Raw genomic sequence first — 22804 nt, 5'->3', positions numbered from 1 at the left:
TATATGCAACTCGGTATTATTTATTCACTTTCTGCTTCTGCATTATTCGGTGGCATGTATTATCTCGCCACTTTATTACGTCCGCTTTCCGGAGAAAGTTTATTCGGCATTCGTATGGTTGTTACCTTACCATTTTTGTTTTTAGCCATTTTTGTATTAAAGAAACAATATGAGTTTTTTGCGTTTGCAAAGCGTTTGAAACAACAACCTTATTTAATTTTCGTTATCTTAATCACTTCAGCGATTGTCGGCTCACAAATGTGGCTTTTCTTGTGGGCACCAAACAGTGGTAAAGCCTTAGAAGTTTCAATGGGTTATTTGCTGATGCCGATCGTCATGGTGGCTTTCGGACGTTTGGTTTATAAAGAAAGTTTATCCCGTGTTAAATGGCTGGCGATTATTTTTGCAACATTAGGTGTGTTAAATAGCGTCATTTTTGCCGGTGGTATTTCTTGGGAAGGCGTTTTTGTTTTTGTTGGTTATCCTATTTATTTCCATATCCGTCGGAAATTCCAGCTAAGTAATATTTATAGTTTTATCTTTGAAATTATGTTCCTGATTCCAATTTCGCTGTATTTTATTTGGAATACCGATATGGATTTTATTTATGCACAAAACCCGAATATTTACTACTTTATTGCGATTTTAGGCGTAGTAAGTGGTTCTGCGTTATTTTCTTATACGTTAGCCAGCACCATATTGCCGTTTAATGTGCTTGGCTTATTAGGTTATTTAGAGCCGACATTTATGATGATTATTTCATTTTTAATCGGTGAGCGATTGGATCCTAATTCCTATTTTTTGATGACTTGTTTGGTGATCGCAGTATTTTTCTTAATTTTAGACGGTCTTTTCAGTATCCGAAAACAGCGTAAAAAAGTGATCGCGGAGAATTAAATGTTAAAGGGCATCTTATGCTGTATGAGCGCCAACTTCTTATTTGGCTTGGGCTATTACTTTGCGATCTTATTACGTCCGCTCAATGGCGAAAGTATGTTTGGCTTCCGTATTGTGGTGCTAGCGCCCTTTATTTTATTGGCGATTTTACTGTTTAAACAAACGGCGAAATTTCAGCAGCTTTGGCAAAAAATCAAGCAAAATCCACTGCTTGTCTTGGTGCTGTTATTGCTTGCTTTGAATACCGGCATTCAGCTTTGGTTATTTTTATGGGCGCCGAATAACGGACAAGCGATTGAAGTTTCGATCGGTTATTTGTTGCTGCCGATTGTAGCGGTAGCATTGGGTAAAATTGTGTTTAAAGAACATTTTACCCTGTTAAAATGGCTGTCACTTGGCTTTGCGGTGATCGGTGTGGTTTCCAATATTTGGCTGACCGGTTCGTTTTCGTGGGCGACCATTGTTGCCGGTGTTGGTTATCCGCTGTACATTACGCTACGCCGCTATTTCGGTATTAATACGCTTGCCACCTTTTTCGTTGAGCTTCTGTTAGTGATGCCGTTTGCCGGTTATTTTATTGCTCAAACCGATATGCAGCCGATTCTTGCTGACAATCAGCATATCTATTATTTCTTGGCACTGTTCGGCTTAGTCAACGGTGCGGCGTTTATTTTATATATTGCCTCCAGTAATTTATTACCAGTCAATGTGCTTGGTTTACTCGGTTATGTGGAACCGCTGGTGATGCTTTGCATTTCGTTTATGATCGGTGAAGTATTGGATTCCAAATCTTATCTGTTAATGATTTGTCTAGCTTTGGCGATAATTTTATTAACGATTGATAATTTTAGGTTAGCACGCAGATGAACGATATTGTTAATTATTGGGGATTTTTGACCGCTTGTATCTTACTGAATCTGACACCGGGTTCTGATACGATTTATAGCCTTACTCGAACGATTGTCGAGGGTAAAAAAGCCGGTTTAATGTCCTCATTTGGGATTTTGACGGGATTCTTTGTACATATTTTGGAGGTATCGGTCGGGCTATCTCAAATTATTGCTCATTCTCCTACTTTGTTTTCTGTTTTAAAATATGCCGGTGCGGCATATTTATGTTGGTTAGGGATTAAAATGTGGCGAGAACCGTTTTTAGTCAACCAAATAAATTTAGATAAATTACCGTTATGGCAAATTTATCGGCAAGGGTTACTGACTAATTTATTGAATCCTAAAGTGATTTTATTCTTTTTAGCGTTATTGCCCCAGTTCGTTGCCTCAAACGTGGAAAATACTTTTTTACCCTTTTTCTTATTAGGCTTAACCTCACTTTCAACCACTACAGTTTGGGTAATCGTGCTAGTCTTTTTAGCTTCTCCATTTGGAAATTTACTGCGGAATAACCAACAAATAAGTGCTACAATGAATAAAATTTGTGGTGTCATTTTTATCTTATTAGCTGTTAATATTGGGTTGGTACACTAAATAATAAGCGGTTAAAAATTTGAGTTTTTTTGTAAAGTCTTGGCAGAATAAATGGTTAAAGAGAGGTAATTAATGGTTGAGCGTTTAAAGCTAGATGCATTGGAAGATGCCTTTTATTCATTAGAAGAAACTATCAAACAGCTTTCGGATTTAGCGTGGTTTAATCAACAAAAATAGATTGTTCAAGATACTTTAATTGCCGGTGCTATTCAGAAATTCGAATTTGTTTATGAACTCAGTCTAAAAATGATGAAACGCCAATTACAACAAGAAGCGATTAATGATGATGTTGGTGGATACGGTTTTAAAGATATTTTACGTGAAGCGTTACGTTTAGGACTGATAAATGATATGAGCAAGTGGGCAGAGTATCGAGATATACGCAATATTACTTCGTACACTTATGATCAGCAAAAAGCGGATGCTGTTTATAGCCGAATAAGTGATTTTCTTGAGCAAAGTCGCTTTTTAGTTGAGCAATTACGCCAGCGAACCAAGATGAGTAGTGATTATAGCCTTGATATTCAGCCTGAAGAATTACGTATCGTCAAAGAAATTCTACAAAAATATGTACTGAATTTAGCGGTATGGGCGTTCGCTTCACGAGTAAAAGGCACAGCTAAAAAATATTCCGATCTTGATCTTGTCATTAGTACGGATAGCCCCCTAACTTTTTTTGGAAAGTGATCATTTGCGAGAAGCCTTTTCAGAATCGGATTTAGTTTGGAAAGTCGATATTGTTGATTGGGCAAGCACGAGTGAAAGTTTCAGAAAGATTATTCAGCAACGTTATGTTGTGATTTAATAAACCCATTAGCAACCTACGAGAGTGATAGATTTTAATCTATTGCTCTCTCTCATTTTTTAGTGTTATGTCGAAGTTAGTTAGAGTGGCATTACCTGTGCCGTTACATCGTTATTTTGATTATTTACTGCCGCCGTTTTTGTCGGCAGTCAAAGGCGTGCGTGTTGAAGTGCCTTTCGGTAATCAAACGAAAATCGGCGTGGTGGTGGATTTCCCTGAAATAAGCGATGTGCCTGAAGATAAGCTCAAACCGATTAAAGCAGTATTGGATTTAGAACCGATTTTTGACGATGAAATTTGGATGCTAATTTGTTGGGCAGCACGTTATTATCACGCACCTATCGGTGAAGTGGCGATCAATGCTTTGCCGGTGAAATTGCGCAATGGTGATAGCACCGAGAGAGCGCAGCCAGATTACTTTGCGGTTACCGAAGCCGGACGTGCGGCATTGCTCTCGGGTGAGAACAAACGGGCAAAAAAACAACAAGATTTACTGGCGGAACTGGCAGAAATTGCAAATTTTTTGAAAAACCGACCGCTTGTAGTCAATCGGCTTGGAAAGGGCTATTGGAGAAAAACTATATCGAACCGGTTAATGTGCCGTTTGAGCCGCAACATTGGCAAAAAAAATTGCAAAATCGACCGCTTGTAAACTTGCAGAATAGACTGGTATTAAATAAACAGCAAACCTTGGTCGTTAGCCGTTTAACGGTACAAAACGGCTTTGAAACCTTTTTATTAAACGGTGTGACTGGTTCGGGTAAAACTGAAGTGTATCTGCAAGTGATTGAAGAGGTGTTAAAGCGAGGCGAACAAGTGTTGGTGTTAGTGCCGGAAATTGGGCTGACACCGCAAACGGTACAACGATTTAAAGCGCGTTTTAATGTTGAAATTGATGTACTACATTCGAATATGAATGAAACCGAACGCTTGAATGCTTGGTTGCGAGCAAAAAACGGTGAAAGTGCGATTGTGATTGGTACTCGTTCGGCATTGTTTAGCCAGTTTGAGAAATTGGGCTTAATCATTATTGATGAAGAGCATGATAGTTCCTTCAAACAACAAGACGGCTGGCGTTATCACGCGAGAGATCTGGCGATTTTACGGGCAAAAAATTTACATATTCCGATCATTCTAGGATCTGCAACTCCGAGTTTGGAAAGCGTGCAAAATGCTCAAAACGGCAAGTTTATCGAACTATCTTTAACTGCCCGTGCCGGTAATGCCCAACAGTCGAAACAACAACTGATTGATTTAAAAACACAGCGTATTACCGCCGGACTTTCCGACCGCTTATTAGCGATGATGAAACAGCATTTGGAACAAGGAAATCAGGTAATGTTGTTTTTAAATCGCCGCGGCTTTGCACCGGTTTTACTTTGTCACGAATGTGGCTGGATGTGTGAATGTGATGCTTGTGAAAAGCCTTACACTTATCACCAGAAGCAGAAAATCTTGCGTTGTCATCACTGTTCTTCACAGCGAGTGATCCCTCGCCAGTGCGGACATTGCGGTTCAACCAATCTGATTACCATCGGAGTGGGGACGGAACAGTTGGAGCAAGTGTTAAGTGAGCAGTTCCCAACTTACCAAATTAGTCGTATCGACCGAGATTCCACCGCTCGTAAAGGGGCATTGGAAAATCACTTAAACGATATCCGAGAAGGTAAAAGTCAAATTCTTATCGGCACGCAAATGTTAGCGAAAGGGCATCATTTTCCGAATGTAACGTTAGTGGCGATTGTGAATGTAGATTCGGCACTGTTTTCGACCGACTTCCGTGCGGAAGAACGTTTGGCACAGCTTTATGTGCAAGTGGCGGGACGTGCCGGACGAGCGGAAAAGCAGGGCGAAGTGGTATTACAAACTCATTATCCGGAACATCCGTTGCTCAAGACTTTGTTAGAACAAGGGTATTTGGCATTTGCACAAGAAGCGTTAAAAATGCGTAAAGTGATGGGCTTGCCGCCGTTTGCTGCGCAAGTGTTGTTACGAGCAACCGGTAAAGACAATCAGCAAGTAGTAAATCTTTTGCAAAATTTGACCGCTTACTTCCAGCAAAAAAGCACGGAACTCGGTTTACAGGATATTCAAATTCTACCGCCTTTTTCTGCACCGATGGCAAAAAAAGCGGGGCATTACCGCTGGCTTTTATTAATCCAACATCGCTCAAGGGGCGTACTACAACAGTTGATCGATCAATTTGATCTGGATAAAGCCAATTTAGGTTTACAAAACAATATTCGTTTAACCTTAGATATTGATCCGCAAGAAATTGGTTAAAAAAAGCGGTCTGATTTGATCTGACCCCCAAAAGTTAGACCGCTTAATTTATGCTATTTTTCCTTCCAATACCCCAACCATTCTTTTAAAGCAAGCATTATGCTGTCCATTGCACCGGATTGTGGTATGAAATAGGTAAAACTAATGTATTCTTGAGGGGTTACACCGTGTCCGATACTTGCCGGAAGCACTTCAAAACCTTGTTTTTCAAATAACATTTTGGCTCGTTTCATATGCCATTGATTTGTGACTAGGATAATCTTATTAATGCCGTCTTTTGCTAATATTTCATGTGAAAATTGAGCATTTTCTTTGGTAGTTTTGGCTTTTTCTTCCAGCCATTGAGTCGGTACATTGAAGAAATACCTAAACTCGTTTGCCATCGTTTTCGCTTCAGATGTGCCATTCGGACTACTGCCGGTAATCAGCATGGGTAACTGAGTTTCTTTTTGTAAATAAGCGGCATAACGCATACGTTCCAATGCCTGATTACCTACGGTAATTTGATTGTAGATTTCTTTACTATCTCGTACACCACCGCCAAGTACCACAATCGCTTGGGCTTTTTTATAATCATCTAAAGTAAGATTATCTTTGGTAACTAGCGAATCGGTTAATTTAGTTGCAACATAAGGCGTGCTGAATAGATAAAGTGAACCGATACCTAAAAAAGCTAATCCGTAACTAATTTTTTTGAAATTCAGCCAATAGCAAACTAATGAAAAAAGCCAAATAACGGCAATATTAAAGGGAGGAAGCACGATAGCGGTCAAAATTTTGCCTAGATAAAACATAAGAAAGCCTCTAAAAATTTTTGCGTATTTTGCTTGATTTATTGGTAGAATGCACACTTTATTTTTATTAAGTTTTTGAGTGGAACTTGCCGTAGTTTACTCTGTCAAAATGCCACATTTCAAAGCAACTCGGTCTTACTCAATAGGCTTTATTTATGAACGAAACACTTTTAGCATTAAAACAACAATTACAAACAATTGAAACACTCATTTTAGATAAAAATGATGTCCTTTATTTCGATTATCCTCTGCATTTAAATGTAGGGGATTTATTGATCTATGCCGGTACGGAACAGTTTTTTAAAGATTATAATCTCAATATTCGCCTTCGTCGCAGTCTGCAAGGATTCGATGTAAATGAAGCGAAGAAATTTGTTACGCCAAATTCCACTATTCTTTGTCATGGCGGTGGTAATTTTGGCGATATTTATCCTTCTATTCAAAAAATGCGAGAGGATTTGGTCAAAGCATTTCCGAATAATCGCATCATTTTATTACCGCAAACCGCTCATTTTTCAAATGAAGAGGCAATGAAAAAATCAGCAGCTATTTTTGCTGCTCATCAAGATTGCCATTTATTTGCACGTGATATTAAGACGTTTGAAATGATGAAAGCGAATTTTTCCGATAAAGTACAGCTTTCTCCGGATATGGCTCATCAGCTTTATGGACATTTGCCTAAGAAAGCCATTTCTCATTCGGGTAAAACGTTGTATTTCTTGCGTAAAGATGTAGAGAAAAGTCATATTGAAGCAGAAATTCAGGCAACATTACCTAATTTAGATGATGTGAAAGATTGGGACGATATTTTATTACCGAGCGATATGAAATTTGAGTTATGGTGTAGCCGTATTTCAAAATTGGCAAATCGATTCAATTTAGGCTTTGTAAAAAATAAAATCAATGATTTGTGGTATCAGCATGCTTTAGATGTGATTAGTCGCTGCCAAGATGTATTCCTCAGTTATGATACAGTAGTAACCAGCCGTTTACACGGGCATATTTTTTCGTGTTTATTAGGGCTGCCAAACGAAGTCTGTGATAACTCATACGGAAAAAATACAGGTTATTACAAGCAATGGACAAAAGATATTGATTATGCCAAAACCTATCAAAATTAGTAAAAACTTGGTAAAACTGATTACGGTAACGGTGTTAAGTATGGGACTTACGATGGTAAGTTCCTTTATTTTGGCACATATGCTTTCCGTACAAGATCGTGGTTCTCATCAGTTATTCATTACCGCTGTTTCTTATGTCGTTACCATTGCAACTGGCGGTGTGGGCTTTGCAATGGCACTTTCAATGCGTAATAAGCAATATTTGCATTGGAAGCGTTATTTTGTAGCGTTTCTTGCATTAGCTGTTGTGGTTGCCAATATGGCTATGTTGCTGTTTGATTTCACTTCTTTTGATGTGTTGTTCATTATCAATGTTGTTTTGACTGCAATTCTGACCATTACGCTTGAGAAAAGTAAAATTGATCCGAAGATGAAAGTTTATCGGCTACTGACCTTACAACAGCCGATTTTATTAGTCGCAATTTATGGTTCAGCCTATTGGTTATTTGGTGATCAAGAACTGGAAGTTGTCCTTTACCTTTTAACGTTATTCAGTCTGATTCAGGCTATCGCTTGTTTATTTTATTTGGCTAAAATTGATAAGTCCTTTAAAAAAGAAAATGAAGTGGCTGAAATTGATCGCGCGTTTTTCTTAAAAACTTGGGGTAAGCAAAATTTATTACAAATTTTTGGTGCAACAACCTCCAGTTTGGATAAATTTTTAATTATGGCGTTTATGGGTAATTATGTACTTGGGCTTTATACGGTATGTATTGCTTTTGATTCGTTAATGACTAAGTTTATTAATATGTTGGCGGATTACTACTATTCGGGGTTATTAAATAATTTAAACCGGATTAAAGCGGTATTGGCGGTTGTCGTTTTAATGAGTGTCGGTGCAATTGTGTTAGTACCTTTACTTGCCGAGCCGATTATTAGCTTTTTCTTTAGTAGTAAATATGTCGAAGTGGCGGATGTACTAATTTGGTTTATTATCAATTCGATTTTAGCCGGACTTTCTTGGATTCTCTCACAAAATATGTTGCTGTTAGGTAAACAAGTGTTGTTGTTTACACGTCAAATTCTATCAATAGCAGTTTTTGTCGGATTATTCTATTTATTACGTGATCATCAGTTATATGGTGTAGCTTATGCCTTTATCGGCGGTAGCTTAACCCGTCTGATTATTTCGATTATTTACTATTTTAAATACCCTGTAATACAAACTACGGCAGAACCAAAATGAAAAAATTTCTTATCTCTCTCGATAAAGATGTACAACGCAGAGAGCTTTTCTTTTCTCAACCGGATACGGCTGACTTTTCGATCTTTAGCGCAATTAATACAATGAATGTTGAGCAGAGTGAACTTGCACAGCGTTTTGATATGGCAAAGTTTGAGCAACATTATGGACGTAAAGTGACTAAAGGTGAAATCGGCTGTACGATGAGTCATTTGGGCGTGTATGAATTAATTATTAATGATGATGCTATTAATGAAGACGATTATACCTTGGTATGTGAAGACGATTGCCTATTTGCTGCAAATTTTCAGCAAAATTTGACCGCTTTATTCAATGAGAAACTGAGTGCGGATATGGTGCTGGTCGGTCAATCGAAAATTCTCAGTTTTGATGATAAGGAATTAGAGATCAATTATCCGACTACCTTCCGTGTTATGCAGAAAAAAATTGGTGAAACTGAATATCGTTATGCCTATCCGTATAAAAACTATTTTGCCGGTACGGTTGCTTATTTAATTAAAAAATCGACCGCTCGTAAATTCCTAGCTCAAAAAACGGCTAATTTACCGTTTTGGCTAGCAGATGATTATATTTTATTCGGACAAAAATTTGCGATTGATACCTTGGTGGTACGTCCGTTGATGGCGATTGAAAATCCGAATTTAGTCAGTAATTTGGAAACCTTACGAGGTTCAATTGAAAATAATATGCTAAAAAAATTATTAAAATTTCCACTTAAAAAGTTATTGGCAATTAAGAGAAATTTATAAATGACATCATTGATTAACCTTTTTTATATTTATGATCCGTGGTTTTTCCATATTGTACGAATGAGCTTATTAACCGGCTTTTTATCGTTATTATGGCTAGGTTATAAATGGTATACCAAAACCCAAAAAAATTTTGTCGTGCCGGTCGATAGTTTAATCGTTTGTATTGCATTAATCGCTTTATCGGTGATTCCGCTTCTGATTAACGGCACACGAGAATTGGGTGTCATCAGTATGTATGTTAAATCACTGATTGCTTTTATTTTTGGTATTGTGATTTACAATCTGTTTTATCAAACCGAGCAAGGCAAATCTTATTTAATTCGTGATCTGAAAATTGGGATTGGCGTACAGGCAACGATTGGTTTCTTAGCATTATTAGGCATTACTTTATTTATTGAGTTGGCATTAAACACTAACGCCGAAATGCGTGGACATTTAAGTCGCTTTATCGGTTCGGAGCAAGAATATCGTTTATATAACTTAACCTCTTCGGCATTTTTCCCATTAAGTATTTTCTATATGCTGTTACTGCATTTTTTATTGGCATATCATCATAAAACGGAAAAACTAAATGCGGTTTATGTCTTCTTATTGCTGTTTATCGGACTGATTGCCGGACGTACCTTCCTCACATTTTCTATCGTCAGTTTGGTGCTTTATTTCCGCCGCCATTATTTAACGGCAATGATTGCTTTTGCTGCGGTGGTGCTGTTTTTAGCCTATAACTATCCGACTCACCCTTATGTAGAACACGCCCTCGAACCGGTAATCAACTTAATTAATGGTGGCGATCGTTTGAGTTCTTCAACCGATACGTTAATGAATAAGCATCTATTTATGCCGGAAGTGAAGCAATTAATTATGGGAGATGGTCAATATTATGTAAACGGCGGTAGTTATTACGGCGGCTCGGATTCGGGCTTTATTCGCCAAGCCTTATATGGCGGTGTCGGCTATATTTTCGTGTGTTTTATATTTACCGCATATTTTGTTAAACGTGTCGCAGATAACTGGTTAAATGGCAGTTGGAAATTTACGTTATCTACATTGGCATTATTGAGTGTGTTAAATATTAAGGCGGATACTTATGCTTATCCGGGCATTATGTTCGTCTTATTAATGTTCTTATCTTTGTTTGGAACAAGCGGTCGAATTAAAGTATTTTTTAACAACAAGAATGAGACAAAAAATGTTTAGTATTATTGTGCCTTCTTACAATCGTCCTCAAGAAATACCGGCATTGTTGGAGAGCTTGACCAAACAAACGCAACAAAATTTTGAAGTGATTATTGTTGATGATTTTTCTCAACAGCCAGTTACGGTAACGCAAGAATATCCTTTTACGGTAAAAGTAATCCGCAATAATCCGAACAAAGGGGCTGCTGGTAGCCGCAATGTTGGGGCGGAACATGCAAGTTATGAATGGTTATTATTCCTTGATGACGATGACCGTTTTGCCGATCAAAAATGTGCAGTACTTGCACAGGAGATTGCTCAACACCCACAAGCGAATTTTGTTTATCATCCAGCGGAATGTGTGATGGTTAATGAAGGATTTATCTATATTACCAAACCGCTTCCTCCAGAAAAATTGAATTTAGATGCGATATTGCTAGCCAATAAAATTGGCGGCATGCCGATGTTGGGTATTAAAAAATCATTCTTTTTTGAATTAGGCGGTTTAGCGACCGATTTAAAATCGTTGGAAGATTATGAGTTTGTATTGAAAGCACTATCTAACCCGGATTTTTCGCCCTTATTTGTCGATCAACCGCTTAGTATTTGTGGTTTTCATACCAAACGTGCCAGCGTTTCGACCAATACAAGCAATACTGAGTTGGCATTGGAAGTGATTCGCCAAAAATATGTGAAAACGGATACTCAAGCGGCAAATTTTGCAATGAACTCGCTGTATATTTTAGCTTATCCTTATGCGATGAATCTTTCTCGCAAAGCGGCAAGTTATTATCTGCAAATGTTCAAACGTAGCCATAGCTTAAAACATTTGATTATTGCAATGGTTACATTTATTTCGCCAAAATTGGCAATTAATATGAAAAGGTTTATTTAATGAAATTCTCTGTTTTAATGTCTTTGTATATCAAAGAAAATCCTCAGTTTTTAAGAGAATGTTTTGACAGCTTAAAAGCACAAACTCGACCGGCAGATGAAATCGTGGTGTTATTTGACGGAAAAGTTACACCGGAATTAGATGCGATTGTGGTGGAGTACGAGCAACAACTTCCGATTAAAGCCGTTCGTTTTGAGCAAAATCGTGGTTTAGGTAAAACGCTAAATGACGGTTTAAATTATTGTTCGCACGAATGGGTGTTCCGTATGGATACCGATGATATTTGTTTACCGGAACGTTTTGAAAAACAAGTGGCATTTATCGAACAAAATCCGGATACAATTATTTTTGGCGGACAAATTGCCGAGTTCGGTCAAAATATTCAAGATATTGTCGCTTACCGAAATGTACCGACTAAAGCGGATGAAATCGTTAAATTTACCCGCTTGCGTTGCCCGTTTAATCATATGACGGTTGCTTATAAAAAATCCGCAGTTCAAGCGTGTGGCGGTTATCAAGATCTACAAGAAGACTATAACCTTTGGGTAAAAATGGTGGCAAACGGCAATAATGTGGCGAATTTAGCCGATTTGTTAGTGTATGCTCGAGTTGGAAACGGTATGGTGAGCCGCCGACACGGTTGGAATTACTTCAAAAGCGAATGGCGTTTAATGAAGCTAAAAAATGAATGTAAAATTCACGATCCGTTAACCGGGTTTGTTATTTTCTTAATGCGAGGTTTACCAAGAATTTTACCGCTTGCAGCTCTCAAAGCGATTTATGGTTTAATGCGGAAATAGTAAAAAGGCGTATCAAAATTTATCTGCACCCCAAAAGTTGGACTAAACCTCCAACGGATTAAGGTGCAGATTTTTTATTGATTACGTAGAATCTCGTTCATTAATTGTAAATCAATATGGCAATAGCCGTTCGGATTCTTATCTAAATAGTCTTGATGATATTCTTCCGCTGGGAAGTAATGTTCTAACATTGTATTTTCAACCGCAAGTGGTTGCTCATATTGCGCTTGCAAATCGGCAAGAGCCTGATTGATAACAGGAATATCTTGCGGATCAACATAATAAATTCCGGTACGATATTGAATCCCTTTATCTTCACCTTGTTGATTTACACTCACCGGATCAATCACTTTAAAATAGTAATCTAGTAATTTTGCTAAGCTGATTTTGTCTGCATCATAAGTTACTTTAACCACTTCAGCGTGGCCGCTACCAGCACACACTTCTTGATAACTCGGATTTTCAGTATTACCGTTGGCATAACCTGATTGTGCATCAATCACACCATTAATACGTTGCATAAAGGCTTCCGTCCCCCAAAAGCACCCGCCTGCTAAATAAATTTCTCGAATATTCGCCATATGTTTTCTCCCAATTTTGGTAAAAATTTTGCGGAATTAGACCGCTTGCATTAAGTGTTTATAGCATATAGTGATTTATTTGAGAGTACAAGGTGTTAGTTTCTCTTAATGTTATAGATGCTTTTAGCTAATTTCAACCGAGAAAAGAGAAAGCTATAAATGATTAGGGGAGAGAGAATGAAATATTTCTAATCTCTTTTGTTTCTTTATACAAGCTTCAAAATTAACATAAAAATATAGATATTTTCAGAATTTGTGATCTTTCTCTCAGTTTTTTTCTTTTTATAAGATTAAAATATGTCCATAAAATACTTGTATACTAGAATTTCTTTTACTTATTAAGAGGAAGTTATCATGAAAAAAAGAACGTTTTTTAAAACTTTACTTGCAAGTGCTGTTTTATTCTCATTAGCTGCTTGTGATGATAAAGGAGCTAATAACTCATCGAGTGAAGCAACCAAAGTAGTTAAAGTGTCTTCTGTTGTCGCTACTACTCATCCATCAACCATTGCGTTAAAAGAAGTTTTTAAACCGATGATTGAAAGCAAAACAAAAGGTAAATATCAAATTGATATTTATGATTCTGGCCAGTTAGGTGATGAAAAACAATCTTTTGACTATACACGCCAAGGTATCATTGATATGTCTGTATTAGGTACAGTAATGTGGTCAGAAGTACCAAAAATGTCAGTTCCAGATTTCCCTTTCTTATTTAGAGATGTCCCACATGCTCGTAAAGTTTACCAAGGTGAAGTGGGTGCGGAGATTGCTAAAAGTTTTGAAGAATCTCAACCAATTAAATTCTTAGCATGGATGCCAAATGGTGCACGAGTGTTCTCATCAAGCAAACCATTATCTTCTCCAGATCAATTTAAAGGCCAAAAAATGCGTATGCCTAATAACCCAATTCACGTAAAAGTAGCAGAGTTATTAGGTGCAAATGTGGCAATTATGGGCTTAGGTGAAGTTTTCACCGCACTTGAACAAGGCGTTGTGGATGGTCAAGACAATCCATTATCCACTTTTGTTCAACAAGGTTTCTATTCTGTGAATAAAAATATTTATGAAACCAACCATATGATTTCTTCACTAGAACTTTTAGCAAATTCAAATTTCTGGAATGGCTTATCTGAGGAAGAAAAAACTATTTTCAATGAAGCTGCTAAAGCAACTTCAGAGAAAAGTTGGGATTTATACCAAGCGAGCATTGATGCAGATAAAAAACTCGTACAAGAAAAAGGTGGCTCTGTAGTCGTTCCAACTGATGCTGACAAACAAGCATTAGTAGAAAAAATGAAACCGCTTTATGACGAGCTTTATAAAAAATATGACTGGGCTAAGGCCTTAGTTGAGAAAGTAAGAAATACACAATAATTATTGTGGAGATTTGAAGTATGAAAAATTTTACTGAAAAATTATTCAATGGGATTCAAGTATTACTAGGAGTAATGCTTGCAATAATGATTGCTCTTGTATTCCTCAATGTCATACTTCGATTCTTTTTCAACTCAGGGTTAGTTTGGTCAGAAGAAGTTTCAAGATATGTTTTCGTTTATGTAATTTATCTTGGTGCAATTGTTGCAATGAAAGAAAATGCACATTTAGGTGTGGATACGTTCATTAAAAACTGCCCTGAAAAATTGAAATGGCTACTTTTTGTAGTTGGACGTTTAATTGTTATTACCGTAATGGCTATCTTATTTAAGGGTAGCCTTGCAATGGTAATTCAGTCCTCTACTGCAAAAGCTGCCGCAACAGGTTTACCATTATCTGTTGTTTATGGAATCGGATTAATAACGGCAAGTGCAATTATTCTAATTGCTTTGTTAAACATTATTGATGTGATTAGAGATCCTAAATCTATTCACAAAGCAGCGTTAATGAGTGAAGCAGATTCGGATTAGGAGTTAAACAAATGACTATTCTTATTTTTCTAGCAAGTCTTGTAGGCGGTATTGTAATTGGTATTCCAATTGCTTTCTCTCTACTATTCTCAGGTATGATGTTGATGTTCTATCTTGGTGGCTTCAACTCACAAATTCTTTCTCAAAATTTATTTAACGGTGCAGATAGCTTCTCGATGATGGCGATTCCATTTTTCGTAGTAGCTGGAGATTTAATGAATCGTGGTGGTTTAACAAATAAAATTGTTGATGCTGCAACAGCCCTTGTAGGTCATATCCGTGGTGGTCTAGGTTATGTAGCTATTATTGCGATCCTATTATTTGCTAGCTTAGTCGGAAGTGCCGTAGCTTCTACAGCTGCTTTGGGAGCAATCCTTATCCCAATGATGGCAACAATTGGTTATAACCGTGACCGAGCTACTGCATTAATTGGTGCTGGTAATATTTTATCACCAATTATGCCTCCGTCAGTACCAATGATTATCTTTGGTGTGACAGCCGGTGTATCCGTAACGGATTTATTTATGGGAGGAATTGCCCCGGCAATTTATATTACTATCGCATTATGTATCATTTGGGCATTAGTTTCTCGTCAAGATTCCGCTGTTCCATTACCGAAACGTTCATTCAGAGAAGTATTAACTGCTTGCCGTAAAGCTGTATGGGCAATATTAATGCCGGTAGGTATTTTGCTAGGTTTACGTAGTGGAGCATTTACTCCAACTGAGGCAGGTGTTGTTGCTGTTGTTTATGCATTAATTATCGGATTATTTGTATATCGTGAATTAACATTCCAAGCGATTAAAGAATGTTTCATATCATCGGCAAAATCTAGTGCAGCGATTATGTTTTTAGCTTCAGCTGCTATGGTGTCTTCTTGGCTAATGACTATAGGTAATATCCCGAGAATTGTTACTGATTTACTACAACCATTTATCGAATCTCCAACACTATTAATGTTTGTAATTGTTGGATTGGTATTACTTGTTGGTACCTCTATGGATGTTGTACCTACTATCTTAATCCTTACCCCCGTTTTAATGCCAGCAGTTAAACAAGCTGGAATAAACCCCGTATATTTTGGTGTGGTATTTATCATTTCTTGTGTATTTGGGTTATTAACACCACCTGTCGGAACTGTACTTAATGTTGCTGCAAGTACAGGGAAAATCAATATGGAACGCATTGTGAAGAAAATTTGGCCATTCTTACTCGCTATTATCGCAGTGTTGCTAATGATGATTTTATTCCCAAGTACATTTATGGAACCATTGAAATTCTTTACTAAATAAGGACTTATACTATGAAAGCTGTAATCGTAAATAAACCTTTTGAACTAAATATTACTGATATTCCTATGCCTGAAATCGAAAATGATACTGATGTAGTAATCAAGGTTGCTTTTGGTGGAATTTGTGGATCAGATATAGGCATTTATACAGGTGGTAATTCTTTAGCTCAATATCCGATGGTAATAGGTCATGAATTTGTCGGTACCGTTGAAAAAGTAGGTAGTGCTGTAACACATGTTAAAGTCGGCGATTTTGTAGTTAGCGACATCGTAAATAGTTGTGGTCATTGCTATCCTTGCCGTACAGGACATCATAATGTCTGTAGTAACTTAAAAGTGACAGGAGTGCATCAACAAGGTGGTTTTGCACAATATGCCAAAAGCCGAGCAGATAATGTATACAAAGTTAATACAGATAAAATTACTCACAAAACAGCAGTATTGATTGAACCTTACGCAGTAGGCGTTGAAATTAATACTCGTGCAAATGTTACTCAAGGCGATAAAGTTGTTGTATTTGGTTCAGGTCCTGCCGGTTTAGCGGCTATGCAAGTAGCTCGTGCAAGAGGAGCTGAAGTATTAATTACTGATATTTTTGAAGAACGGTTACAACTAGCTCGTGAAATGGGTGCAACTAAAGCGATTAATGTGAAAAATGTAGATATGAAACAGGCAGTAGCCGAATTTACTAATAATGAGGGAGCCCATGTTGTAATTGATGCCGTCTGTTCGCCACAAAGTATTTTAGATGCATTAGATATTGTAGCACCTTCAGGTCGCTTTGTTGTACTTGGTACAGGAGCAACACCTTCTGAAATTCCACAAGTCGCATTTACTAAAAAAGGTATCAATGTATTCGGAACACGTTTAAATAATAAGCGTTTCCCTGAAGTGATGAGATTATTTGAAGAAGGCAAAGTAACACCAGAAAAAATGATTACTCACACTTATAAATTCGAAGATATTGAAAAAGCTTTTGATGTTATCAAAAACGAGAAAAATACAGTATGTAAAGTATTACTTGAATGGTAGGGAATAAAATATGAAAACAACATTTAGATGGTATGGGTTAGGTAACGATACAATTCCATTAAGATACATTAAGCAAATTCCAAGTATGACAGGTGTTGTATGGGCATTACACGATATGGCAGCAGGTGATGTATGGCCAGAAGAACGCATTGCAGAAGTTAAATCTCAGGTTGAACCTTACGGTTTGAGTATTGATGTGGTTGAAAGTGTAAATATTCATGAAAGTATCAAGTTAGGTTCTTCCGAACGTGATACTTATATCGAAAATTATAAAATCACTTTACGTAATTTGGGCAAATATGGTGTAAAAGTAGTTTGTTATAACTTTATGCCGGTATTTGACTGGATTCGTACCGATTTATTTAAAGAAACTGAGGATGGTTCAACTGCACTTTTCTATGAACACGCTAAAATTGATGGTATTGATCCGAAAGTTTTAGTTAAACAGTTTATGGAAAACTCAAAAGATTTAACTTTGCCGGGTTGGGAACCTGAACGTTTAAAACATTTAGATAAATTATTTGATCTTTATAAAGGTATGACAGAAGACAAATTAAGAGAAAATCTTAAATACTTTTTAGAACAAATTATTCCTGTAGCAGAAGAAGTTGGTATTAAAATGGCAATCCATCCTGATGATCCTCCGTTCTCTGTGTTTGGTTTACCTCGTATTGTGAAATGCTTTGACGATTTCCAAAAAATTATAGATATGGTTGATAGTCCATCTAATGGCATTACGTTATGTAGTGGAGCATTAGGACCGAATCTTAAAAATGATATTCCTGCAATGATTAGAGCTTTCCATAAACGAATTCCATTTGCTCATATCCGCAATATAAAAGTGTTTGATAATGGTGATTTTTTAGAAACTTCACACTTAACTAAAGACGGTTCTCTTGATATGGCAGAAATCGTTAGAGCTTACCATGAAGTTGGTTTTGACGGTTATTGGCGTCCGGATCACGGTCGTCATATTTGGGAAGAAAAATGTCGTCCTGGCTATGGCTTATATGATCGTGCATTAGGCATTATGTATATTGAAGGCTTATGGGATGCTTATGAAAAAGCAAAAGGAGGAAAATAATGAAACTATCATATCAATCTTTAACCTCACCGGAATGGCAAGAAAAGGGGTATCAATTACCCAAATTCAATCAAGCGGAAGTGGTGGAAAAAACTAAGCAAGAACCAATTTGGTTACACCTTGGTGCAGGTAATATTTTCCGTGCTTTCTTGGCAAACTTGCAACAAAGAATGTTAAATCAAGGATTAAGTAAACAAGGGATCATTGTTGCGGAAGGTTTTGACTATGAGATTATTGAGAAAGCTTATCGTCCGTACGATAACTTATCTTTGTTTGCTAAATTAAAAAACGATCACTCTGTAGATAAAATTATAGTGGGTAGTGTAGTAGAAAGCCTTAGAATGGATCCAAGTTTTGTTGAAGATTTTACGCGCTTAAAAGAGATTTTTATTGCACCATCGCTACAAATGGTCAGCTTAACTATTACTGAAAAAGGCTATTTAATTAAGGGATTAGATGGTCAATATTATCCAGCGGTCAAAGCTGACTTTGAAAATGGTACAGCACAACCACAAAGCTATATTGGTAAAATTGTGGCATTATTAGTAGAACGTTTCAAAGCAGGTGGCTTACCACTAGCTATTGTTAGTATGGATAACATGTCTAAAAATGGCGAAAAATTACAAAAGGTCATTTTAGAATTTGCTGAGCAATGGCAAAAGTGCGGTCATTTATCGCAAGATTTTATCGACTATCTCAATTCAGAAAAAATCAGTTTCCCTTGGTCAATGATTGACAAAATTACACCTCGCCCAGATGCAGATGTACAAAAACAGCTACAAGCTGAAGGTATCGAAAACCTTGAACCTGTCGTAACATCAAAAAATACTTATGTTGCCCCATTTGTGAATGCGGAAGAACTAGAGTATTTAGCAGTAGAAGATAATTTTCCTAATGGGCGTCCAGCATTAGAAAAAGTTGGTGTTATTTTTGCAAATCGTGATACGGTAAATCAGATTGAAACAATGAAAGTAACTACTTGTTTAAATCCGTTACATACGGGATTGGCAGTTTTTGGTTGCTTATTAGGTTTCACTAAAATTTCAACGGAAGTTGAAGATGCTGATTTATTAGCATTAATTAAAAAATTAGGCTATCAAGAAGGATTACCTGTTGTTGTTGATCCGAAATTAATAAATCCGAAGCAATTTATTGATGAGGTTATTAATATCAGACTCTCAAATGATTTTATTCCTGATACTCCACAACGTATTGCAACAGATACCTCACAGAAATTAGCTATTCGTTTTGGAGAAACCTTAAAATCTCATCTTAAATTAGGCAATAATATAAATGAACTAGTTGCAATTCCTCTTATTTTTGCCGGCTGGTTACGTTATTTACTTGGAATTGATGATCAAGGAAAAGTTTTTGAAAATAGTGCTGATCCTAGATTAAATGAATTAAAAGAGAAACTCGCTAATATAAAATTAGGAAGTGTAGTATCATCTAGTACCTTGAAACCAATTTTATCAGATAAAACAATTTTTGGTGTAGATCTCTATGAAGCTGGATTGGCAGAAAAAGTAGAGAAGTATTTTAATGAATTGTTATCTGGTGTTGGAGCAGTCAGAATTACACTACATAAATATGTAAATTAAGGTTAATAAAATGGCAGAGCCAAAGCTTCGAGAAAGTTCTCGTGATTATGCTTATCGTATTATTAGAGAAATGATTGTAAATATGGAATTATCTCCGGGTACTAAAGTAAGTGAAACAGAACTTGCAGAGTTACTAGGGATTAGTCGTACACCTATACGAGAGGCATTGATTGATCTTTCTAGGAATAGAGTAGTAACAATACAGCCTCAAAAAGGAACGTTCATATCTTTAATGGATCCTTTCCTCGTTGAAGAGGCTCGCTTTTTACGATTAACCATTGAAAAAGAGATAGTTGCACTATTATGTGAAGAAATTCAATCGAGTGAGCTTGATTTATTAGATGAATGTATTGCCTTGCAAGAATTCTATTTGAATCAAAAAAATTATGAAAAATTTTTGGAATTAGATAATCAATTTCATTATCTGTTTTTTAAATTTAGTAAGAAAAACAATATTTATAATTTAATGGCTGGATTAAATATTCATTTTGATAGAGCAAGAACTTGTATATTTAAGCACAAGCCCTCTCTAAAAACAGTAGAAGAACATAAAAATATTGTAAATGCAATTCGTAATAAAGATAAGGATGCTGCAAGGATTCATATTGAGGAGCATTTACATCAATATATTTTAGATAAAGAGCGGTTTGAACAAGAATATAGTCATTATTTTAATAAAAATGGTGGTTAAATGAAAAAACTAGCCCTTTTAGGAGAGTGCATGATAGAGCTGAATGGAGAGCCATTTGGGCAGATGCGTCAGACTTATGGCGGTGATACGCTCAATACGGCGACCTATTTAGCGCGTATATCCACTCCCGAACAGATTCAAGTGTGTTATGTGTCTGCCTTAGGGACAGATAAATTAAGCCAAGGGATGTTGGCTTATTGGCAAGCAGACGGCATTAATACGCAATGGGTGTTAAAAGACGAACAGCGTTCACCAGGGTTATATTTAATTCAATTAGATAAGCAAGGCGAACGTACGTTCTTATATTGGCGTAATCAGTCGGCAGCCCGTTATTTATTACAACATCCGAATTTTTCTCAAGTATTAAGTGAGCTGGATTCGGTAGATATGATTTATCTAAGCGGTATTTCTTTAGCTATTCTACCGGAGCCTGACCGAGCGTTGTTGATAACCTATTTAGCGGAATTAAAACAAGCGGGAGTAGAAATTGCCTTTGACAGTAATTTCCGTCCGAAATTATGGGAAAGCCTTGAACAAGCACAAACTTGCTATCGTGCATTATTACCTTTAGTTGATGTGGCGTTAGTCACATTCGATGATGAGGCGATGTTATGGCAAGATGAGGACGAACAACAGACAATTACGCGTTTATCGGCGTATGGGATTCCTAAAATCATTGTCAAACAAGGCAGTCGTGGGGCGGTGGTGTGCGAACATCAACAACAAACATTTGTACCGACCACACCGGTGGAACAAGTGGTCGATACAACATCGGCGGGGGATTCTTTTAATGCCGGATTCTTAGCCGGTTATTTACAAGGTAAACCGTTAGCGGTGTGTTGTCGTCAAGGTAATCAATTAGCAGGCATTGTCATTCAACATAAAGGTGCCATTATTGAGACATCAGCAACTGCACATCTCTTTGCTGAGTTTAATGCGATGTAGAAGGAAAAGAGAATGAAATACACAACAACCCAAATTATTGAAAAACTTCGTCAGTTAAAAGTCGTACCGGTAATTGCGGTAGAACAAGCGGAAGACATTTTACCGTTAGTCAAAACCTTATCGGAAAACGGCTTACCGGTTGCAGAGATTACTTTCCGTTCGGCTGCTGCAGAAGAAGCGATTCGTTTAGTCCGTCAGCACTATCCGGAAGTATTAATTGCTGCCGGTACAGTATTAACCGCAGAGCAAGTGGTAAAAGCGAAAAATGCGGGGGCAGATTTTGTCGTGACACCGGGATTAAATCCGACTATCGTGAAACTTTGCCAAGATTTAGATTTTCCGATTACACCTGGTGTGAATAACCCGATGTCAATTGAAGCCGCATTGGCGTTAGGCATTGAAGCGGTTAAATTTTTCCCAGCGGAAGCCAGCGGTGGGGTAAAAATGATTAAAGCCTTACTGGGTCCTTACGGTAACTTGCAAATTATGCCGACCGGTGGCATTAGCCCAAGCAATATTAAAGAATACTTAGCGATTCCGAATATTGTCGCATGCGGTGGTTCTTGGTTTGTGGAGAAATCCTTAATTCAAACGAAGAATTGGGATGAAATTGGTAGATTGGTACGAGAAGCGGTAGCATTAACACAGGCTTAATCACTTAATTAATGATGAAACCTACAAGCGGTCTGATTTTCGTTATTGCAAAAAATTTGGAAAATCAGACCGCTTGAAAATAACGAGCTAAGAATAAAAAAGTAATTTGAATTAGCCAGCCTATGCTGAGTGCAAAAAGAATCGTACTGATGCCAAATGTGCCGCCAAGTAATATGCCGACAATACAAGCAAACACTTCAATCGAAGTCCTGACAATACTAATTTTCCAACCGTAACGTAAACAGATTCCCACCATTAAGCCATCTCGAGGGCCAGCTCCCAGTCGACATGATAAATACATAGCCGTTCCGATACCGAATATCAGGATTGCAGTTAACATATAGATGATTCTAACGATTAGTATCTCGGGTTTTTCGAGCAAGTTAACGGTAAGATCAGCAAATAGGGCAATAAAAAAGATATTGAGTAACGTGCCTAATCCAAAGCGTAATTTGAAGGGAATCCAAAGTAACAGTACTAAAAAGCTAATGAGTGCAATAGATGTCCCTATTGAGATATTTAGTTGTAAGGCTAATCCTTGCGATAATACTGTCCAAGGTGTTGCACCTAAATTCGCTAAAATTAGTAATCCTTCTCCTATCCCGATACAAATCAGAGTCAGTGAGATAATTAATAATGTATCAAATCGAAGTTCCCATTGGTGTTTTGCAGACCAAGGCATAAGTGGGATTGGTGATTTTTTTTGCATAAGTAAATATTTTTAAGTAATGAATATAAGCCATTATATCTATTTATCTGATTTTAAATAGTAAGAGGGCTGAATCTCTCAATTTTGAAAGTATCCAGTGT

The 22804-nt window shown here is 37.1% G+C and carries 21 protein-coding genes and 3 pseudogenes; 21 read left to right on the top strand and 3 right to left on the bottom strand.

What is annotated here, in order from left to right:
* Positions 1 to 3: 3 nt before the first annotated feature.
* From rarD (NYR60_RS04290) to priA, 6 genes and pseudogenes are all read left to right on the top strand, one after another.
* Positions 4 to 897 (top strand): EamA family transporter RarD, encoded by an 894-nt coding sequence (rarD, locus tag NYR60_RS04290; RefSeq protein ID WP_279467900.1) that lies wholly within the window; start codon positions 4 to 6, stop codon positions 895 to 897.
* Positions 898 to 1764 carry an EamA family transporter RarD gene (rarD, locus tag NYR60_RS04285; protein ID WP_431831749.1) on the top strand — a complete coding sequence of 289 codons (867 nt, stop codon included), beginning with the start codon at positions 898 to 900 and terminating at the stop codon, positions 1762 to 1764.
* Entirely contained in the window at positions 1761 to 2381 is a 621-nt protein-coding gene (locus NYR60_RS04280) for a LysE family translocator (RefSeq protein WP_279467897.1), read from the top strand. The genes rarD (NYR60_RS04285) and NYR60_RS04280 overlap by 4 nt, the downstream gene beginning before the upstream one ends.
* A gap of 72 nt (positions 2382 to 2453) precedes the next feature.
* Positions 2454 to 2873: pseudogene (locus NYR60_RS04275) on the top strand (HI0074 family nucleotidyltransferase substrate-binding subunit); the annotation flags it as partial.
* Between the two features lie 6 nt (positions 2874 to 2879).
* Positions 2880 to 3186: pseudogene (locus tag NYR60_RS04270) on the top strand (nucleotidyltransferase family protein).
* An 85-nt stretch (positions 3187 to 3271) separates the two neighbouring features.
* Positions 3272 to 5469 (top strand): annotated as a pseudogene (gene priA, locus NYR60_RS04265) (primosomal protein N').
* 53 nt (positions 5470 to 5522) lie between these two features.
* On the opposite strand, the gene NYR60_RS04260 reads toward priA, so the two are convergent.
* Positions 5523 to 6263, bottom strand: a complete 741-nt coding sequence (locus tag NYR60_RS04260; RefSeq protein ID WP_279467896.1) for a YdcF family protein — start codon at positions 6261 to 6263, stop codon at positions 5523 to 5525.
* Positions 6264 to 6418: 155 nt separating this feature from the next.
* Between NYR60_RS04260 and NYR60_RS04255 the strand changes: the two genes are divergently transcribed.
* From NYR60_RS04255 to NYR60_RS04230, 6 genes are read left to right on the top strand one after another with little or no spacing between them, the layout of a single operon-like run.
* Positions 6419 to 7384, top strand: a complete 966-nt coding sequence (locus NYR60_RS04255) for a polysaccharide pyruvyl transferase family protein (RefSeq protein ID WP_279467895.1) — start codon at positions 6419 to 6421, stop codon at positions 7382 to 7384.
* Positions 7362 to 8570 (top strand): lipopolysaccharide biosynthesis protein, encoded by a 1209-nt coding sequence (locus NYR60_RS04250; protein ID WP_279467894.1) that lies wholly within the window; start codon positions 7362 to 7364, stop codon positions 8568 to 8570. The genes NYR60_RS04255 and NYR60_RS04250 overlap by 23 nt, the downstream gene beginning before the upstream one ends.
* Positions 8567 to 9337 (top strand): glycosyltransferase family 25 protein, encoded by a 771-nt coding sequence (locus NYR60_RS04245; protein WP_279467893.1) that lies wholly within the window; start codon positions 8567 to 8569, stop codon positions 9335 to 9337. Before NYR60_RS04250 ends, NYR60_RS04245 begins: the two co-directional genes overlap by 4 nt.
* Positions 9338 to 10537, top strand: coding sequence for a hypothetical protein (locus NYR60_RS04240; protein WP_279467892.1), 1200 nt, complete (start codon positions 9338 to 9340; stop codon positions 10535 to 10537).
* Positions 10530 to 11411: a glycosyltransferase family 2 protein gene (locus NYR60_RS04235; protein WP_279467891.1), complete on the top strand. Its 882-nt coding sequence runs from the start codon at positions 10530 to 10532 to the stop codon at positions 11409 to 11411. The genes NYR60_RS04240 and NYR60_RS04235 overlap by 8 nt, the downstream gene beginning before the upstream one ends.
* Positions 11411 to 12211 carry a glycosyltransferase family 2 protein gene (locus tag NYR60_RS04230; RefSeq protein WP_279467890.1) on the top strand — a complete coding sequence of 267 codons (801 nt, stop codon included), beginning with the start codon at positions 11411 to 11413 and terminating at the stop codon, positions 12209 to 12211. The genes NYR60_RS04235 and NYR60_RS04230 overlap by 1 nt, the downstream gene beginning before the upstream one ends.
* Before the next feature lie 74 nt (positions 12212 to 12285).
* Here the strand turns inward: NYR60_RS04230 and msrA are convergent, their stop codons facing one another.
* Positions 12286 to 12792 carry a peptide-methionine (S)-S-oxide reductase MsrA gene (gene msrA / locus NYR60_RS04225; RefSeq protein WP_279467889.1) on the bottom strand — a complete coding sequence of 169 codons (507 nt, stop codon included), beginning with the start codon at positions 12790 to 12792 and terminating at the stop codon, positions 12286 to 12288.
* Positions 12793 to 13146: 354 nt separating this feature from the next.
* Between msrA and NYR60_RS04220 the strand changes: the two genes are divergently transcribed.
* The 9 genes from NYR60_RS04220 to NYR60_RS04180 are packed head-to-tail and all read left to right on the top strand — an operon-like array spanning position 13147 to position 21994.
* On the top strand, positions 13147 to 14166 hold the full coding sequence (locus NYR60_RS04220; protein WP_279467888.1) for a TRAP transporter substrate-binding protein: 1020 nt from the start codon (positions 13147 to 13149) through the stop codon (positions 14164 to 14166).
* 20 nt (positions 14167 to 14186) lie between these two features.
* On the top strand, positions 14187 to 14696 hold the full coding sequence (locus NYR60_RS04215) for a TRAP transporter small permease (RefSeq protein WP_279467887.1): 510 nt from the start codon (positions 14187 to 14189) through the stop codon (positions 14694 to 14696).
* An 11-nt stretch (positions 14697 to 14707) separates the two neighbouring features.
* On the top strand, positions 14708 to 15988 hold the full coding sequence (locus tag NYR60_RS04210; protein WP_279467886.1) for a TRAP transporter large permease: 1281 nt from the start codon (positions 14708 to 14710) through the stop codon (positions 15986 to 15988).
* Positions 15989 to 15999: 11 nt separating this feature from the next.
* On the top strand, positions 16000 to 17019 hold the full coding sequence (locus NYR60_RS04205) for a zinc-binding alcohol dehydrogenase family protein (RefSeq protein WP_279467885.1): 1020 nt from the start codon (positions 16000 to 16002) through the stop codon (positions 17017 to 17019).
* 10 nt (positions 17020 to 17029) lie between these two features.
* A complete protein-coding gene (uxuA, locus tag NYR60_RS04200) occupies positions 17030 to 18103 on the top strand; it encodes a mannonate dehydratase (protein WP_279467884.1) in 1074 nt (357 codons plus the stop codon).
* Complete coding sequence (locus tag NYR60_RS04195) at positions 18103 to 19704, top strand: mannitol dehydrogenase family protein (RefSeq protein ID WP_279467883.1); 1602 nt, start codon at positions 18103 to 18105, stop codon at positions 19702 to 19704. The genes uxuA and NYR60_RS04195 overlap by 1 nt, the downstream gene beginning before the upstream one ends.
* 10 nt (positions 19705 to 19714) lie before the next feature.
* Entirely contained in the window at positions 19715 to 20395 is a 681-nt protein-coding gene (locus tag NYR60_RS04190; protein WP_279467882.1) for a GntR family transcriptional regulator, read from the top strand.
* Positions 20396 to 21340: a sugar kinase gene (locus tag NYR60_RS04185; protein WP_279467881.1), complete on the top strand. Its 945-nt coding sequence runs from the start codon at positions 20396 to 20398 to the stop codon at positions 21338 to 21340. It abuts the gene before it with no gap.
* Between the two features lie 12 nt (positions 21341 to 21352).
* Positions 21353 to 21994: a bifunctional 4-hydroxy-2-oxoglutarate aldolase/2-dehydro-3-deoxy-phosphogluconate aldolase gene (locus NYR60_RS04180; RefSeq protein ID WP_279467880.1), complete on the top strand. Its 642-nt coding sequence runs from the start codon at positions 21353 to 21355 to the stop codon at positions 21992 to 21994.
* 64 nt (positions 21995 to 22058) lie between these two features.
* Here the strand turns inward: NYR60_RS04180 and NYR60_RS04175 are convergent, their stop codons facing one another.
* Positions 22059 to 22703: a YczE/YyaS/YitT family protein gene (locus NYR60_RS04175; RefSeq protein ID WP_279467879.1), complete on the bottom strand. Its 645-nt coding sequence runs from the start codon at positions 22701 to 22703 to the stop codon at positions 22059 to 22061.
* Between the last annotated feature and the right edge of the window lie 101 nt (positions 22704 to 22804).

The organism is Actinobacillus genomosp. 2 (assembly GCF_029773605.1).
Lineage (GTDB): Bacteria > Pseudomonadota > Gammaproteobacteria > Enterobacterales > Pasteurellaceae > Actinobacillus.
Note: the sequence above shows the minus strand (reverse complement) of the source record. Positions and strands in the feature narration are given on the sequence as shown.

What these genes read in the sequence shown, in the direction of transcription:
- rarD (WP_279467900.1), top strand. Translation starts at nt 4, where the DNA reads ATGCAACTCGGTATTATTTATTCACTTTCTGCTTCTGCATTATTCGGT.
- rarD (WP_431831749.1), top strand. Translation starts at nt 898, where the DNA reads ATGTTAAAGGGCATCTTATGCTGTATGAGCGCCAACTTCTTATTTGGC.
- NYR60_RS04280 (WP_279467897.1), top strand. Translation starts at nt 1,761, where the DNA reads ATGAACGATATTGTTAATTATTGGGGATTTTTGACCGCTTGTATCTTA.
- NYR60_RS04260 (WP_279467896.1), bottom strand. Translation starts at nt 6,263, where the DNA reads ATGTTTTATCTAGGCAAAATTTTGACCGCTATCGTGCTTCCTCCCTTT.
- NYR60_RS04255 (WP_279467895.1), top strand. Translation starts at nt 6,419, where the DNA reads ATGAACGAAACACTTTTAGCATTAAAACAACAATTACAAACAATTGAA.
- NYR60_RS04250 (WP_279467894.1), top strand. Translation starts at nt 7,362, where the DNA reads ATGCCAAAACCTATCAAAATTAGTAAAAACTTGGTAAAACTGATTACG.
- NYR60_RS04245 (WP_279467893.1), top strand. Translation starts at nt 8,567, where the DNA reads ATGAAAAAATTTCTTATCTCTCTCGATAAAGATGTACAACGCAGAGAG.
- NYR60_RS04240 (WP_279467892.1), top strand. Translation starts at nt 9,338, where the DNA reads ATGACATCATTGATTAACCTTTTTTATATTTATGATCCGTGGTTTTTC.
- NYR60_RS04235 (WP_279467891.1), top strand. Translation starts at nt 10,530, where the DNA reads ATGTTTAGTATTATTGTGCCTTCTTACAATCGTCCTCAAGAAATACCG.
- NYR60_RS04230 (WP_279467890.1), top strand. Translation starts at nt 11,411, where the DNA reads ATGAAATTCTCTGTTTTAATGTCTTTGTATATCAAAGAAAATCCTCAG.
- msrA (WP_279467889.1), bottom strand. Translation starts at nt 12,792, where the DNA reads ATGGCGAATATTCGAGAAATTTATTTAGCAGGCGGGTGCTTTTGGGGG.
- NYR60_RS04220 (WP_279467888.1), top strand. Translation starts at nt 13,147, where the DNA reads ATGAAAAAAAGAACGTTTTTTAAAACTTTACTTGCAAGTGCTGTTTTA.
- NYR60_RS04215 (WP_279467887.1), top strand. Translation starts at nt 14,187, where the DNA reads ATGAAAAATTTTACTGAAAAATTATTCAATGGGATTCAAGTATTACTA.
- NYR60_RS04210 (WP_279467886.1), top strand. Translation starts at nt 14,708, where the DNA reads ATGACTATTCTTATTTTTCTAGCAAGTCTTGTAGGCGGTATTGTAATT.
- NYR60_RS04205 (WP_279467885.1), top strand. Translation starts at nt 16,000, where the DNA reads ATGAAAGCTGTAATCGTAAATAAACCTTTTGAACTAAATATTACTGAT.
- uxuA (WP_279467884.1), top strand. Translation starts at nt 17,030, where the DNA reads ATGAAAACAACATTTAGATGGTATGGGTTAGGTAACGATACAATTCCA.
- NYR60_RS04195 (WP_279467883.1), top strand. Translation starts at nt 18,103, where the DNA reads ATGAAACTATCATATCAATCTTTAACCTCACCGGAATGGCAAGAAAAG.
- NYR60_RS04190 (WP_279467882.1), top strand. Translation starts at nt 19,715, where the DNA reads ATGGCAGAGCCAAAGCTTCGAGAAAGTTCTCGTGATTATGCTTATCGT.
- NYR60_RS04185 (WP_279467881.1), top strand. Translation starts at nt 20,396, where the DNA reads ATGAAAAAACTAGCCCTTTTAGGAGAGTGCATGATAGAGCTGAATGGA.
- NYR60_RS04180 (WP_279467880.1), top strand. Translation starts at nt 21,353, where the DNA reads ATGAAATACACAACAACCCAAATTATTGAAAAACTTCGTCAGTTAAAA.
- NYR60_RS04175 (WP_279467879.1), bottom strand. Translation starts at nt 22,703, where the DNA reads ATGCAAAAAAAATCACCAATCCCACTTATGCCTTGGTCTGCAAAACAC.